This window comes from uncultured Pseudacidovorax sp., from assembly GCF_913773995.1.
Classification (GTDB): Bacteria; Pseudomonadota; Gammaproteobacteria; order Burkholderiales; family Burkholderiaceae_C; genus Xenophilus.
Genome location: NZ_CAJYES010000134.1, coordinates 99,680 through 114,327, shown reverse-complemented (window position 1 = coordinate 114,327; position 14,648 = coordinate 99,680). Strand labels below are relative to the sequence as shown.

Annotated in this window: 13 protein-coding genes; 12 read left to right on the top strand and 1 reads right to left on the bottom strand. The window is 68.2% G+C overall.

Annotated elements, in window-relative coordinates; translation table 11 throughout:
* Window positions 1-27 precede the first annotated feature (27 nt).
* From gsiB to QZ772_RS12560, 5 genes are all read left to right on the top strand, one after another.
* Window positions 28-1,575, top strand: a complete 1,548-nt coding sequence (gene gsiB, locus QZ772_RS12580; RefSeq protein ID WP_295526610.1) for a glutathione ABC transporter substrate-binding protein GsiB — start codon at window positions 28-30, stop codon at window positions 1,573-1,575.
* A 260-nt stretch (window positions 1,576-1,835) separates the two neighbouring features.
* On the top strand, window positions 1,836-2,759 hold the full coding sequence (gsiC, locus tag QZ772_RS12575; RefSeq protein WP_295526607.1) for a glutathione ABC transporter permease GsiC: 924 nt from the start codon (window positions 1,836-1,838) through the stop codon (window positions 2,757-2,759).
* A gap of 38 nt (window positions 2,760-2,797) precedes the next feature.
* Complete coding sequence (gsiD, locus tag QZ772_RS12570) at window positions 2,798-3,721, top strand: glutathione ABC transporter permease GsiD (protein WP_295526604.1); 924 nt, start codon at window positions 2,798-2,800, stop codon at window positions 3,719-3,721.
* A 62-nt stretch (window positions 3,722-3,783) separates the two neighbouring features.
* Window positions 3,784-4,878, top strand: coding sequence for a P1 family peptidase (locus QZ772_RS12565; protein WP_295526657.1), 1,095 nt, complete (start codon window positions 3,784-3,786; stop codon window positions 4,876-4,878).
* Between the two features lie 76 nt (window positions 4,879-4,954).
* Window positions 4,955-5,788: a M55 family metallopeptidase gene (locus tag QZ772_RS12560; protein WP_295526602.1), complete on the top strand. Its 834-nt coding sequence runs from the start codon at window positions 4,955-4,957 to the stop codon at window positions 5,786-5,788.
* A gap of 5 nt (window positions 5,789-5,793) precedes the next feature.
* Here QZ772_RS12560 and argC read toward each other — a convergent pair whose 3' ends face one another.
* Entirely contained in the window at window positions 5,794-6,717 is a 924-nt protein-coding gene (argC, locus tag QZ772_RS12555) for an N-acetyl-gamma-glutamyl-phosphate reductase (protein WP_295526599.1), read from the bottom strand.
* A gap of 191 nt (window positions 6,718-6,908) precedes the next feature.
* Here argC and sucC point away from each other — a divergent pair, with 191 nt between their 5' ends.
* From sucC to QZ772_RS12520, 7 genes are all read left to right on the top strand, one after another.
* Entirely contained in the window at window positions 6,909-8,069 is a 1,161-nt protein-coding gene (gene sucC / locus QZ772_RS12550; protein WP_295526597.1) for an ADP-forming succinate--CoA ligase subunit beta, read from the top strand.
* Between the two features lie 13 nt (window positions 8,070-8,082).
* Window positions 8,083-8,976, top strand: coding sequence for a succinate--CoA ligase subunit alpha (gene sucD / locus QZ772_RS12545; protein ID WP_076507033.1), 894 nt, complete (start codon window positions 8,083-8,085; stop codon window positions 8,974-8,976).
* 177 nt (window positions 8,977-9,153) lie between these two features.
* Window positions 9,154-9,846, top strand: coding sequence for a TerC family protein (locus QZ772_RS12540; protein ID WP_295526594.1), 693 nt, complete (start codon window positions 9,154-9,156; stop codon window positions 9,844-9,846).
* A 5-nt stretch (window positions 9,847-9,851) separates the two neighbouring features.
* Window positions 9,852-10,637, top strand: a complete 786-nt coding sequence (locus QZ772_RS12535; RefSeq protein ID WP_295526592.1) for a Stp1/IreP family PP2C-type Ser/Thr phosphatase — start codon at window positions 9,852-9,854, stop codon at window positions 10,635-10,637.
* A gap of 97 nt (window positions 10,638-10,734) precedes the next feature.
* The gene (locus QZ772_RS12530; RefSeq protein WP_295526590.1) at window positions 10,735-11,406 is read left to right on the top strand and encodes an FHA domain-containing protein; all 672 of its coding nucleotides are present in this window, start codon (window positions 10,735-10,737) and stop codon (window positions 11,404-11,406) included.
* Window positions 11,407-11,434: 28 nt separating this feature from the next.
* Window positions 11,435-13,534, top strand: coding sequence for a CHASE2 domain-containing protein (locus tag QZ772_RS12525; RefSeq protein ID WP_295526588.1), 2,100 nt, complete (start codon window positions 11,435-11,437; stop codon window positions 13,532-13,534).
* Between the two features lie 224 nt (window positions 13,535-13,758).
* Window positions 13,759-14,583 carry a 3',5'-cyclic-nucleotide phosphodiesterase gene (locus QZ772_RS12520; protein ID WP_295526654.1) on the top strand — a complete coding sequence of 275 codons (825 nt, stop codon included), beginning with the start codon at window positions 13,759-13,761 and terminating at the stop codon, window positions 14,581-14,583.
* Window positions 14,584-14,648 lie beyond the last annotated feature (65 nt).

Below are 14,648 nucleotides of genomic sequence, written 5' to 3'. Positions count from 1 at the left end.
TCCCCTCGTCTTCTGAAGGAGCTTCGCATGCAACAACAGCGTCCCCACCGCATCGCCGCCGCCCTGGCCCTGGCCGGGCTGGCGGGCTTCGCCGCCTCGGCCCACGCCGCCAAGGACATCGTCGTGGCCGTGCAGTCCAACTTCACCACCACCGATCCCTACGACGCCAACGACACGCTGTCGCAGGCCGTGGCCAAGTCCTTCTACCAGGGCCTGTTCGGCTTCGACAAGGACATGAAGATGCAGCCGGTGCTGGCCACCGGCTACACCGTCAGCAAGGACGGCCTGGTCTACACCGTCAAGCTCAAGACCGGCATCAAGTTCCACGACGGCACCGACTTCAACGCCGAGGCAGTGAAGGCCAACTTCGACCGCGTGACCAACCCGGACAACAAGCTCAAGCGCTACAACCTCTACAAGAACATCGCCAAGACCGAGGCGGTGGACCCGACCACGGTGCGCTTCACGCTGAAGGAAGCGTTCTCGCCCTTCATCAACTCGCTGGCCCATCCGTCGGCGGTGATCATCTCGCCGGCTGCGCTGGCCAAGTACGGCAGCAAGGGCATCGCGCAGAACCCGGTGGGCACCGGCCCCTTCAAGTTCGTCGAGTGGAAGTCCACCGACTACCTGAAGGTCGCCAAGTTCGACGGCTACTGGCGCAAGGGCTACCCCAAGATCGACTCGATCACCTGGCGGCCGGTGGTGGACAACAACACCCGCGCCGCGATGATGCAGACCAACGAGGCGCACTTCGCCTTCCCGATGCCGCCCGAGGCGGCCGCGACGCTGCAGGCCAAGCCGAGCCTGGAGGTGACGAGCGCGCCGTCCATCATCCAGCGCTACATCTCGATGAACGTGCAGCAGAAGCCCTTCGACAACCCGAAGGTGCGCGAGGCGATCAACTACGCCATCAACAAGGAAGCCCTGGCCAAGGTGGCCTTCTCGGGCTACGCGATCCCGGCCGAGGGCGTGCTGCCCAAGGGCGTGCAATACAACACCAAGCTCGGCCCCTGGCCCTATGACCCGAAGAAGGCGCGCGAGCTGCTGAAGGAGGCGGGCTATCCCAACGGCTTCGAGAGCACGCTGTGGAGCGCCTACAACTACAGCACCGCGCAGAAGGTGATTCAGTTCGTGCAGCAGCAGCTGGCACAGGTCGGCATCAAGGTGCAGGTGCAGGCCCTGGAAGCCGGCCAGCGCGTTGAACGCGTGGAGAGCGCGCAAGACCCGGCCACGGCGCCGGTGCGCATGTACTACGTGGGCTGGTCCTCGTCGACGGGTGAGGCCGACTGGGCGCTGCGTCCGCTGCTGGCCTCGGAGTCCTTCCCGCCCAAGCTGTTCAACACGGCCTACTACAAGAACGAGCAGGTCGATGCGGACATCCAGAAGGCGCTGGTGACCACCGACAACACCGAGAAGGCCAAGATCTACGCCGATGCGCAGCAACGCATCTGGAAGGACGCACCCTGGGCCTTCCTGGTGACCGAGCAGCTGCTGTCGGTACGTGCGCGCAACCTGGCCGGCTTCTATGTCATTCCCGATGGCAGCTTCAACTTCGACGAGGTCGAGCTGAAATAAGCCCACCCCCGTTGCTTGCTCACTTCGTGTAGCCGCCTCCCCCCTCGAGGGGGCGCACCCGGCGGCCCGGCAAAGCCGGTTCCGCGGGTGCGCTGGCATGGCCTGCTCCGCGGCCGCTTGATCTTTGAAAGTGCGCTTCTTTTGTGTGGCCGGCTGCACCAGGCGTGAGAGGCAAGTGCCGCGGCGTGGTCCGTCGCCACCAGCGCATTTCATCTGTCCGAGCCTGTATCGCGCTTCCTGCCTGAGCCACCTGTATCTCCATGCTCCACTACGTCTTCCGCCGCCTCTTCGGCCTTGCTCCCACGCTGCTGATCGTGGCGGTGCTGGTCTTCCTGTTCGTGCACCTGTTGCCCGGCGATCCGGCGCGGCTGGCCGCGGGCGTGGACGCAAGCCCGGAAACGGTGGAACTGGTGCGCCAGGACCTGGGTCTGGACAAGCCCCTGCCCCAGCAGTTCGTCGCCTTCTTCAACCGCCTGCTGCATGGCGATCTGGGCACGTCGCTGCGCACCAAGCGACCGGTGTCGGAAGAGATCGGAGACCGCTTCATGCCCACCTTCTGGCTCACCGTGACGAGCATGGTGTGGGCCACGCTGTTCGGCATGGCCATCGGCATCGCGTCGGCCGTGTGGCGCAACCAGTGGCCCGACCGGCTGGGCATGGCGCTGGCCGTCTCGGGCATCTCCTTTCCAGCCTTCGCGCTGGGCATGCTGCTGATGCAGCTCTTCTCGGTGCAGCTCGGCTGGCTGCCCACCGTGGGCGCCGATTCGTGGCGCCACTACATCCTGCCTTCGCTCACGCTGGGCGCGGCCGTGGCGGCCGTGATGGCGCGATTCACCCGCGCCTCCTTCATCGAGGTGATCGGCGAGGACTTCGTGCGCACCGCCCGCGCCAAGGGCGTGCCCGAGTCGTGGATCCTGTTCAAGCACTGTCTGCGCAATGCGCTGATCCCGGTCGTCACCATGATGGGCCTGCAGTTCGGCTTTCTGCTGGGCGGCTCCATCGTGGTGGAGGCCGTCTTCAACTGGCCCGGGCTGGGCCGCCTGCTGGTGGACGCGGTGGACATGCGCGACTACCCGGTGATCCAGGCGCTGGTGCTGCTGTTCTCGCTGGAGTTCATCCTCATCAACCTGGTGGTGGACGTGCTCTACGGCCTCATCAACCCGGCCATCCGCTTCGGCAAGTGATGCAACCGGCCGACCGCACGCAGGCACCCCCTCCCACCATGTCTTCCCCTTCCTCCCTTCCCGCTTCCGACACCTCGGCCGCCGCCGCGGCGGCCAGCGGCGCGCCGCTGGCGGTGCGCTCGCCCTGGTCCGAGTTCTGGCGCAAGTTCAAGCGCCAGCCGATGGCGCTGGCCGCCCTCGCCTTCATCGTGCTGCTGGTGGTGGTGGCCGTGCTGGCGCCCTGGATCTCGCCCTACGATGCCGAGAACTTCTTCGACTACGACCGGCTCAACACGCCACCCTCGGCCGCGCACTGGTTCGGCGTCGATCCGCTGGGCCGCGACATCTTCAGCCGCATCCTGATGGGCGCGCGCATCTCGCTGGCCACGGGCTTCGTCTCCGTCGCGCTGGGCGCGGTGGTGGGCACCGCCCTCGGCCTGGTGGCCGGCTTCTATGGCGGCTGGTGGGACCGGCTGATCATGCGCATGTGCGACGTGCTGTTCGCCTTCCCCGGCATCCTGCTGGCCATCGCGGTGGTGGCCATCCTGGGCAGCAGCATGACCAACGTGGTGGTCGCGGTGTCGGTGTTCAGCGTGCCGGCCTTCGCGCGGCTGGTGCGCGGCAACACGCTGGCGCTGAAGAACCTGACCTACATCGAGGCCACGCGCAGCATCGGCGCGGGCGATCTCACCATCCTGCTGCGCCACATCCTGCCCGGGACGCTGTCGGCCATCGTCGTGTACTTCACCATGCGCATGGGCACCTCGATCATCACGGCGGCCAGCCTGTCCTTCCTGGGCATGGGCGCGCAGCCGCCCACGCCGGAGTGGGGCGCGATGCTCAACGAAGCGAGGGCCGACATGGTCAACGCGCCGCATGTGGCACTGTTCCCGTCGCTGGCCATCTTCTTCACCGTGCTGGCCTTCAACATGCTCGGCGACGGCCTGCGCGACGCGCTGGACCCGAAGATCGACCGGCTGTGAGCGACCGTCCGGCCGTGACCGAGGATGCAGGCACCGGCCGATGCGGCGGTGCCGGAAGCCCCATGGCGCGCGGCCCGAACTTGCCGCACATCGGGCATCTGCCCGCGGGTCCGCGCAACGCCATCACCGATGTCGCGGGCGTCACCGTCGGCCATGCCACGCTGGACCGCCCGGACGAGGACGTGCACACCGGCGTCACGGTCATGCGCCCGCACGCCGGCAGCCCCTACCTGCAGCGCGTGCCGGCCGGCGTGGCGGTGCTCAACGGCTTCGGCAAGAGCCTGGGCCTGATGCAGGTAGAAGAGCTGGGCGTGCTGGAGTCGCCCATCGCGCTGACCAACACCTTCGCCGTGCTGGCGGTGGCGCAGGCACAGATGCGCCAGTGCATCGCGGCGCATCCCGAATGCGGCCGAAGCTGGCCCTCGCTGAATCCGCTGGTGCTGGAGTGCAACGACGGCTTCCTCAACGACATGCAGCGCTTTGCCGTCTGCGAAGACGACTATCTGGCCGCCTGGCGATCCGCCGATGCCGACTTCGCGCAGGGTGCGGTCGGCGCGGGCCGCGGCATGTCGTGCTATGGGCTCAAGGGGGGCATCGGCAGCGCCTCGCGGCGCATCGCCGACGAGACCGGCGCGCTGCGCTGGACGGTCGGCGCGCTGGTGCTGAGCAACCAGGGACGGCCGGAGCAGCTGCAGGTGGCGGGCCGGCCGGTGGGTGCCTGGCTTCAGCAGGCGGGCGGGCTGGCGCCTGCGACGGGCCCGGAGCGCGGATCGATCATCATGCTGCTGGCCACCGATGCGCCACTGGACGCGCGCCAGCTTCGCCGCCTGGCCCTGCGCGCCGGGGCCGGCCTGGCGCGCACCGGCTCGGTGTTCGGCCACGGCAGCGGGGACATCGCGCTGGCCTTCTCGACCGCCTACGCGCTGCCGCAGCTTGCCGCTGAACCCATGCCGGCCGTCGCGCTGCTGCACGATGCGCGGCTCGACCCCTTCTTCCAGGCCGCGGCCGACAGCGTGGAGCAGGCCATCCTGTCCGCGCTTTGGCATGCGCCCACGCTGCGTGGCCGCGCGGGCCACGTGCGCCACGGCCTGTGCGAGCTGCTCGGCGACTGGCCGGTGGATGCGTTCGCGCGCTCGCTGCTGCCGGTCTCGGCATGACGCACGCATCCGCCCTTTCCTCGTGCCGACGCCGCCTCGGGCGGGGGCCGACTCCTTGCGCGAAGCGCCCGAATTCATGACCCACACCATCCTCATCTCCGTCGACATCGAAGGCGTCGCGGGCGTCTTCCATCCCGAGCAGACGCGCCCGGGCAACGGCGAGTACGAACGCGCCCGGCTGTGGATGACCGACGAGGCCAACGCCGCCATCGCCGGCGCCTTCGACGGCGGAGCCGAGGCCGTGGTGGTCAACGACTCGCACGGCAGCTTCCGCAACATGCCGGCGGCGCGGCTGGACCCGCGCGCCCGCATCGTGCAAGGCAAGCCGCGCTACCTGAGCATGGTGGCCGGCGTGGAGCGGCCCGGCACCGCGGGCGTGTGCATGGTCGGCTACCACGCCCGCGCGCATGCGCCCGGCATCCTAGCCCACACCATCAACAGCGGCGCCTTCGCCGGCATCCGGATCAACGGCGAGTGGCAGAGCGAGGCCACGCTCTATGGCGCACTGGCGGGCGAGTACGGCGTGCCCGTGCTCATGGCCAGCGGCGATGACGCCTTCATCTCGGAGACGACACCGCGCCTGCCCGGGACGGTCTTCGTGCAGACCAAGGAGGCGACCGGCATGAACAGCGGCGTCTCGCTGTCGCCCGAGGCCGCCTGCACGGCCGTCCGCGAAGGCGTGGCGCGGGCGGTCTCAGCGCCGGCCAGCCTGCGTCCAGTCCCGTTGCGTGTGGAAGGGCCGTTGAAGGTGGAACTGCACACCCAGACGCCAGCCCATGCCGACCTGTTCTGCCAATGGCCCAGCTTCGAACGCGTGGACGGCACCGTGCTGCGCTTCGACGCACCCACCATGGAGGCGGCGGTGCGCATGCTCAACTGCTGCTCGGCGATGGCGATGATGCTGCGCTGAGGGCCTCAGACCCCCAGCATCAGCCGCATGTTCTGCACCGCGGCACCGCTCGCGCCCTTGCCCAGGTTGTCCAGGCGGGCGATGACGACGGCATGCCGATGGTCTTCATTGGGGAAGACGCGGATCTCCAGGTCGTTGGTGTCGTTCAGGGCCTGCGGCTCCAGCTTGCCGTCTCCCGTCGGCGGCAGCACCTTCACGTACTGCTCGGGCGTGTTGCTCTTCGCGTAGTGGGCGGCCAGGGCGTCGTGCAGGTCGGCCGCCGTGGGCTTGCCGGGCAGCGCGTCCAGGTGCAGCGGCAGGTTGACCAGCATGCCCTGGCGAAAGTTGCCCACCGAGGGAATGAACACCGGCCGCGCCGTGAGGCCCGTGCAGGCCATGATCTCGGGGATGTGCTTGTGCTTGAGGCCCAGCGCGTAGGTCTCGAAGGCCGGGGCGGTGCCTGCCTCGTAGGCCTCGATCATGCTGCGACCGCCGCCCGAATAGCCACTGACCGAAGGCAGCGCGATGGGATGGTCCCTGGGCAGCAGGCCGGCGTCGACCAGCGGGCGCACGATGGCGATGGCGCCGGTGGCGTAGCAGCCGGGATTGGCGACGCGCTCGGCGGCCTTGACCGCGGCGGCATGGCCTTCGGCGAGTTCGGGGAAGCCGTAGACCCAGCCCGGGGCCACGCGGTGCGCGGTGGAGGCGTCGATGATGCGCGGCTTGCGCCCGCCCAGGCCGTCGATTAGCGCCACGGATTCGCGCGCCGCGTCGTCGTGCAGACAGAGGATGACCAGGTCGACGCCCGCCATCAGGTCCCGCTTGGCGGAGGCGTCCTTGCGCAGTTCGGGGGCGATGCTGACGAGCTCGATGCCGGGCATGCCGGTGAGCCGTTCGCGGATCTGGAGGCCCGTGGTGCCGGCCTCGCCGTCGATGAAAACTGTGGTCATGGCGGGATCCTCGATGGGGTGTTCTCCCCATGGACAGTGGGAAGACTACGTGATCGCCACAACGGCGCGAGGCCGCCATGACGCGGCGCACCATGATACATTCGCGGGCTGCTCCGCCGCTCCCGGCCGGCCGGCTGGCGTGGCCTGCGGACAACAGCACCTCCCATCCTCCGTTCCGAGAGACTCTTTCCATGAAGATTCACGAGTACCAAGGCAAGGAACTCCTTGCCAAGTTCGGCGTGCCTGTGCCGCGCGGCATTCCGGCGTTCACCGTGCAAGAAGCGGTCGAAGCCGCACAGAAGCTGGGCGGTCCGGTCTGGGTGGTCAAGGCCCAGATCCACGCCGGCGGCCGCGGCAAGGGCGGCGGCGTGAAGGTCGCCAAGTCGATCGAGGACGTGAAGGCCCGTGCGACCGACATCCTGGGCATGCAGCTGGTCACGCACCAGACCGGCGCCGAAGGCCAGAAGGTCCGCCGCCTGTACATAGAAGACGGCGCCGACATCCAGAAGGAGTACTACCTCTCCGCCGTGACCGACCGCGGCACGCAGAAGGTGGCCTTCATCGCCTCCAGCGAAGGCGGCATGGACATCGAGGAAGTGGCGCACAGCACGCCCGAGAAGATCGTCAAGGTCTTCGTCGATCCCCTCACCGGTATGACCGACGAACTCGCCAAGGAACTGGCCAAGGGCATCCAGCTGCCCGCCGACTCCGAAGCGCAGTTCATCGACGTCTGCAAGAAGCTCTACACCTGCTACATGGAGACGGACGCCTCGCTGGTCGAGATCAACCCGCTCAACCGTGACAGCAAGGGCAACATCATCGCCCTGGACGCCAAGTTCAACTTCGACGCCAACGCCCTGTTCCGCCACCCCGAGATCGTCGCCCTGCGCGACCTCGACGAGGAAGACCCCGCGGAAATCGAAGCCTCCAAGTTCGATCTGGCCTACATCAGCCTGGACGGCAACATCGGCTGTCTGGTCAACGGTGCCGGCCTGGCCATGGCCACCATGGACACCATCAAGCTGTTCGGCGGCGAGCCGGCCAACTTCCTGGACGTGGGCGGCGGCGCCACCCCCGAGAAGGTCACCGAGGCCTTCAAGATCATGCTGAAGAACAAGAACGTGAAGGCCATCCTGGTCAACATCTTCGGCGGCATCATGAAGTGCGACACCATCGCCACCGGCGTGATCACCGCCTGCAAGGCCGTGAACCTGTCCGTGCCGCTGGTCGTGCGCATGAAGGGCACGAACGAAGAGCTGGGCAAGAAGATGCTGGCCGAATCCGGCCTGCCCATCATCAGCGCAGACACCATGGCAGAAGCGGCCCAGAAGGTCGTGGCGGCCGTCAAGTAAGGAATCACCAGCCATGTCGATCTACATCAACAAGGACACCAAGGTCATCACCCAGGGCATCACGGGCAAGACCGGTCAGTTCCACACCGAGAAGTGCCAGGAATACGCGAACGGCAAGAATGCCTTCGTGGCCGGCGTGAACCCGAAGAAGGCCGGCGAGTCGATCTTCAACATCCCGATCTACGCCTCGGTCAAGGAAGCCGCCCAGCAGACGGGCGCGACCGTGTCGGTGATCTACGTGCCGCCGGCAGGCGCCGCTGCCGCCATCTGGGAAGCCGTCGAGGCCGACCTGGACCTGGCGATCTGCATCACGGAAGGCATCCCCGTCCGCGACATGCTCGAGGTGCGCAACAAGATGAAGGCCAAGGAAGCCAAGGGCGGCAAGAAGACGCTGCTGCTGGGCCCCAACTGCCCCGGCCTGATCACGCCCGACGAGATCAAGATCGGCATCATGCCCGGCCACATCCACAAGAAGGGCCGCATCGGCGTGGTCTCGCGCTCCGGCACGCTGACCTATGAAGCCGTGGCACAGCTGTCCGAGCTGGGCATCGGCCAGTCGTCGGCCGTGGGCATCGGCGGCGACCCGATCAACGGCCTCAAGCACATCGACGTGATGCAGGCCTTCAACGACGATCCGGACACCGACGCGGTCATCATGATCGGCGAGATCGGCGGCCCCGACGAGGCCGAAGCGGCCCAATGGTGCAAGGCCAACATGAAGAAGCCGGTGGTCGGCTTCATCGCCGGCGTCACCGCCCCTCCCGGCAAGCGCATGGGCCATGCCGGCGCGCTGATCTCGGGCGGCGCCGACACGGCCGATGCCAAGCTCGCCATCATGGAAGAGTGCGGCTTCAAGGTCACGCGCAACCCGTCGGAGATGGGTCGCATCCTGAAGTCGCTGATCTGATCGGGTGACCGAGCGCCTACCCTCTTGAGGGGGAGGCGCCGGCATCCAGGCGGAGCCGGAGGCGTCGAACGAACGCCGTGCCTTCAGCCACTCCATAAAAAAGCCGGAGGGCGCCCGTGGTTGTCGGAGACCGCAGGCGCCCTTCATCAATTCACTACACCGTGGAGGTAGCAAGCCGTGGAGATTCTTTCCAACCCTGATCTGTGGATCGGTCTGCTCAAGATCATCTGGATCAACATCATTCTTTCGGGCGACAACGCCGTGGTGATCGCCCTGGCGGCGCGCGCCTTGCCACCCGAGCAGCAGAAGAAGGCCGTCATGCTCGGCTCGGCCGCCGCCGTCGTGCTTCGGATCTTGCTGACCATCGTGGCGGTCAAGCTCCTGTCCCTGCCCTATCTGCAGATCATCGGCGGCCTGCTGCTGCTTTGGATCGGCGTGCAGTTGCTGGGTGGCGAGGACGAGGGCGAGGAAGGCGGCGGCAAGCAGCATTCCACGCTCGCCAGCGCCGTGCGCACCATCCTGATCGCCGATCTGGTGATGAGCCTGGACAACGTGATCGCCGTCGCCGCGGCCGCCAACGGCAGCATGGTGCTGCTGGTGTTGGGCCTGGCCATCAGCATCCCCTTGGTGATCTTCGGCAGTTCGCTCATGATCAAGCTCATGAACCGTTTCCCGATCATCATCGTTCTGGGCGCCGCCCTGATCGGCTGGGTCGGTGGCGAGACGATGGCGAGCGACGTGTCGCTGCATGACGCCGTGGCCGCCAATCCCTCGCTGCACTACGTGGCGGCCGCCGTCGGCGCCGTGGTGGTGGTGGCGATCGGCAAGCTGCTGGCGAGCCGCGCCCGCCAGCAGGCGGCGCAGCACTGAGCCCCATGGTGCGTCCGGCCGTCATCCCTCAGGACCTCGCCGGGCCGCCCTGGGAGTTCGCCGCGCAGACCGACACCGGCCGGCTGCGTCGCAACAACGAAGATTCGATCGCTTTCGACCCCCGCCTGGGTCTGGCCGTTCTCGCGGACGGCATGGGCGGCTACGCGGGCGGCGAGGTGGCCAGCGAGATGGCCGTCGCGCTGGTGCAGGCCTTCATGGGCCGGTGGCTGGCGCAGTCCGGGGCCGCGCCCGGCGGGAAGGCGGTGATGAAGGCCCTGCACCAGGGCATCACGCAAGCCAACCGCGCCGTCTTCAACGCCAGCACGGTCAATCCCGCCCTGCGCGGGATGGGCACCACGCTGGTCAGCGCCGTGTTCGGCCCCGGCGGCACCGTGGTGGGCCACATTGGCGACTCGCGTTGCTACCGCCTGCGCGGCGGGCGCCTGATGGCGCTGACCCGCGATCACTCCTTCCTGCAGGCCCAGATCGACGCGGGGCTGATGACGGCCCAGGAAGCCCAGGCCTCTCCGCACCGCAACCTGGTGACCCGGGCCCTGGGCATCGGCGCCGAGGTCGAGGTCGACCTGTTCCACGAGCCGGCACAACGCGGCGACCTGTATCTGCTGTGCTCGGACGGCCTGACCGACATGGTCGCCGACGAGCAACTCGTCTCACTGCTGAGCCACGACATTCCGCTGGCCGACAAGGTGGCCTTGCTGATCACGGTGGCCAACGACAATGGCGGCAAAGACAACGTGTCGGTCATCCTGGCGCGCTACGGCGATCATTGATCCCATGTGTCAGTCAAAAGGTTGCGGGCCCGGCCGCTCGCGGTTACAACTTGCTGTCTTGCGCCTGCGCGCCCGTCCGGTCTGAGGAGTGTCGGCCATGCCGAAATTGGTAGTTGCCATCGATGGCGTCGTGCTGAAGGAAGTGCCCCTGCTCAAGGAACGCACGACGCTCGGCCGGCGCCCCTACAACGACATCGTCATCGACAACCTCGCCATCAGCGGCGAGCACGCGGTGCTGCACAAGATCGGCAGCAGCGTGTATCTCGAAGACCTGGACAGCACCAACGGCACCTACATCAACTCCCGCGCCATCCGCAAGCAGGTGCTCGAGCACAACGACCTGATCGAGGTCGGCAAGTACAAGATCCGCTACCTGCAGACCCATGACGCTGCCGACGGCATGACTCCGGGCATCAGCATGAGTCTGAGCGCGGGATCGCCGTTGCTGGACTCCCGCCCCATGCCGCTGACCGAAGGCGAGACCGTCCCGGCCGCGCTCGAAGGCAGTACCGGCGCGCAGGCCTGCATCCGCATCCTCAGCGGCTCGGCGGTGGGCCACGAGATCATGCTGCGCAAGGTGGTGACGACCATCGGCAAGCCCGGCGTCGCAGTCGCCGCCGTGACCCGCCGCCTGCAGGGGTATGTGGTGGCGCCGGTCGATGGCCTCGCCACACTCAACGGCGAGACGCTGCAGCCGCGGGCCGTGACCCTGCAGGACGGCGACATCCTGGAACTCGGCGGCACCCGTATGCAGTTCGTGCTGGGCTGAGGCCGCCGCCGGCGCAGCAACGCACGTCATGCGGCACATGGGCCTGTGGCGGGGCCTTCGAGGCCATGGCTGGCGCATCGCAATCACCCTGCTGCCCGTCCTTGCCGCGCTGGCCCACGCAGCCGGACTGCTGCACCTTCCGGGCGTCGAGCGGCTCGATGCGCAGATCCAGGATGCCCGGCTGCGCCTGCATGCCCCGCGTGGCACCGATCCGCGCATCGTCATCGTCGACATCGACGAAAGCAGCCTGAGGGCGTTCGGGCAGTGGCCCTGGAGCCGCGAACGCCTGTCCCGCCTCGCGGCCGAAGTGACCCAGCGCCAGCAGGCGCGTGTGCTCGCCTTCGACATGGTGTTCGCGGAGGCAGACCGCGCCAGCGGGCCGGCGCTGCTGCAGGCGCTGGGCCAAGGTCGCTGGCCCGCGCAGCCGGCCTTCGATGCCGAACTCACGCGCCGGGCCGCAGCCTTCGATCCGGACGGCGATTTCGCACGCACGCTGGCCGCCGCCCCGGGCCGCGTGGTGCTGGGCGTGCATTTCGATGGCGAGGCGGTGACGCCATCCAGCGCCGCAGCGTCGCCCGTCGCGGCCCTGCCGACGCCCGTGCTGCCCGCCAACGCCGTTCCGCCCGGTGCCGACCGCATTCCGGACTGGCCCGCACTGGTCGCCAGCCTGCCTGGGCGCTCCACCGGCGCGCGGGTCGGCTTCATCAATGTGGTGTTCCGGCCCGGCCAGGACGGCATCGTGCGGACCGTGCCGCTGCTCGCACGGCTCGATGGGGCGTCGGGCGGCTATTACGAATCGCTGGCACTGGCCACCTTCCGCGCCGCGACGGGGAGCGCCCCGCCCTTGCTCCGATTGGCGCAGGCACCGGGCGCGACACCCCGGTTGACCGCACTGTCGCTGCGCGCGCCCGAGGGCCCGGGGATGACTGTGCCCGTAGGCATGGATGGGAGCATCGTGGTGCCCTATCGGCGCGGCCGCGCCGATGACACGCATCGCTTTCCCTACATCTCGGCGCGCGACGTGCTGGAAGGTCGCCTGCCCGCTGGTGCCCTACAGGGCCGCATCGTCCTCGTGGGCGCCAGCGCCGCGGGCCTGCAGGATCTGCGCGCCACCCCCATCGCCGCAGCGCTGCCCGGCGTGGAGGTCCATGCCCACGTGCTTTCGGGCCTGCTCGATGGCCGCGTGCCCCATGTGCCCGACTACGCGCCCGGCTATGCCTGGACCAGCCTGGTCCTGATCGGGCTGCTGCTGATCCTGGGCACGGCCCTGCGCTCGGTGGCGGCCGGCTTCGCCATCGGACTGGGCGCATGCGGCGCACTGCTGCTGCTCAACGACCTGCTCTACCAGCACGGCGGCCTCGTGCTGCCGCAGGCCGCCGCGCTGCTGGCCGGCATCGCCGGGCTGCTCCTCAGCATGAGCTGGGGCTACTTCGTGGAAAGTCGTGATCGGCGCGGGCTGATGCGCTTGTTCGGCGCCTACGTGCCGCCACAGCTGGTGGACGAGATGGCCCGTGAGCCGCACCGCTACAGCATGCGGGCCGAGAGCCGCGAGCTCACGATCATGTTCTGCGACATGCGCGGCTTCAGTCATCTGGCCGAGCACATGCCGCCCGTGACGCTCCAGACGCTGCTGCACGAGGTCTTCACGCGCTTCAGCGAGATCGTCAATCGCCACGGCGGTACGGTGGACAAGTACATGGGCGATTGCCTCATGGCCTTCTGGGGCGCGCCCGTCGTGCAGATCGACCATGCCGACAGGGCCGTGCGCGCCGCGCAGGAGATCGTCGCCGCCCTGCCCGCCATGAACGTGCGACACGCGGCCGCCGGGCTGCCGGCCGTGGCCATCGGCATCGGCCTCAATTCGGGAACCGTCGTCGTGGGCAACATGGGTTCCGCGCTGCGTCGCAGCTACACCGCCATCGGTGATGCCGTGAATCTGGCGGCGCGGCTGGAGGGCCTGTGCGTGGCCCACGGCGTGCCCATCGTCGTTGGGGAAAGCACCGTCGCCCGGGTACCGCACCGGCATTGGCGAGCGCTGGGCGAGGTGCAGGTCCGTGGTCGGCAGCAAGGCGAGCGCATCTACACGCCGGAGGCGCCCGCTCCGCCCGGCGCCGAGACGGATCGCTGACCTTCGCCAGCGCCGGTGCTCCAGCCTGCCGGCCCTCGTCGAACTGCAAATTTGTGACACTCGATCCTGCCGCGCCTTGGCGAACAGGCATACTCGCGGCCCGGCCGGGCGTGAAGAATGTCCTTGGTGCAAGCGCGACCAGCGCCTAGCCTGCGCGCTTGTCGGTTGCAGCCCTTCGGCACGGCCGGACTGCCTTTCTTGACTCTGATCCCTTCATGAACAGCCTGCAGGTGCGCGTGCTGGGCTGCTCCGGCGCCATTGCCCGGGGCGCCCGGACCACCTCCTTCCTGGTCGATGGCGACCTGCTCGTCGACGCCGGCACGGGCGTCGGCGACCTCACGCTGGAAGAGATGGCCCAGATCGACGACGTGGTGCTGACGCACTCGCACCTTGACCACATCGCCGCCCTCCCGCTGATGGTGGACGCCGTGGCCAGCCTGCGCCGCCGGCCCCTGCGCGTGCATGGACTGCGCGCCACCCTGCAGGTGCTGCGCGCGCATGTCTTCAACAACCTGGTCTGGCCCGACTTCACGGCCTTGCCCACCACGGACGCGCCGCTGGTCCACTTCGTCGAATTCGACATCGGCCAGAGCCTGATGCTCGGCCGTCGTGTCCCCAAGGTCGTGGAGGTGCTTCCAGCCGTCCACACCGTCCCTGCCTGCGGCTTTGCCGTACGGCGGGCGGACGGACATTCGCATTGGGTCTACAGCGGCGACACCGAGCGCAACAAGCCCTTCTGGCGCCGCGTCAATCAGCTGGACGTGGGCGCCCTGGTGATCGAAACCGCGTTCAGCACCCGCGAGCGCCAGCTGGCCGAGCGCAGTCTGCACCTGTCTCCACCGACGCTGGCCGAGGAGCTGGCGCAGATGTCTCCCATCGCGCGCTATCCCGTGTACGTGACCCACACCAAGCCGGCGGCCGCTGCGGAAATCATGGCCGAGGTGAATGCGCTGGTGGGTCAGCTGCGGTTGTGGGACCGCATGGAACTGCGCTGGCTCGAAGCTGGCCAGATCCTCGAAGTGCCCGCCGTCGCGCTCGACCGCGGCTGAAATGCGCTCAGGCGCCCAGCGCGGCGCAACGACCAAACGTGTCACCCCTGACCCGTCTGACTTTT

Bases quoted from the DNA above. Each gene is read 5' to 3' on its own strand.
- gsiB (WP_295526610.1), top strand. From the start codon at position 28: ATGCAACAACAGCGTCCCCACCGCATCGCCGCCGCCCTGGCCCTGGCC.
- gsiC (WP_295526607.1), top strand. From the start codon at position 1,836: ATGCTCCACTACGTCTTCCGCCGCCTCTTCGGCCTTGCTCCCACGCTG.
- gsiD (WP_295526604.1), top strand. From the start codon at position 2,798: ATGTCTTCCCCTTCCTCCCTTCCCGCTTCCGACACCTCGGCCGCCGCC.
- QZ772_RS12565 (WP_295526657.1), top strand. From the start codon at position 3,784: ATGGCGCGCGGCCCGAACTTGCCGCACATCGGGCATCTGCCCGCGGGT.
- QZ772_RS12560 (WP_295526602.1), top strand. From the start codon at position 4,955: ATGACCCACACCATCCTCATCTCCGTCGACATCGAAGGCGTCGCGGGC.
- argC (WP_295526599.1), bottom strand. From the start codon at position 6,717: ATGACCACAGTTTTCATCGACGGCGAGGCCGGCACCACGGGCCTCCAG.
- sucC (WP_295526597.1), top strand. From the start codon at position 6,909: ATGAAGATTCACGAGTACCAAGGCAAGGAACTCCTTGCCAAGTTCGGC.
- sucD (WP_076507033.1), top strand. From the start codon at position 8,083: ATGTCGATCTACATCAACAAGGACACCAAGGTCATCACCCAGGGCATC.
- QZ772_RS12535 (WP_295526592.1), top strand. From the start codon at position 9,852: ATGGTGCGTCCGGCCGTCATCCCTCAGGACCTCGCCGGGCCGCCCTGG.
- QZ772_RS12530 (WP_295526590.1), top strand. From the start codon at position 10,735: ATGCCGAAATTGGTAGTTGCCATCGATGGCGTCGTGCTGAAGGAAGTG.
- QZ772_RS12525 (WP_295526588.1), top strand. From the start codon at position 11,435: ATGCGGCACATGGGCCTGTGGCGGGGCCTTCGAGGCCATGGCTGGCGC.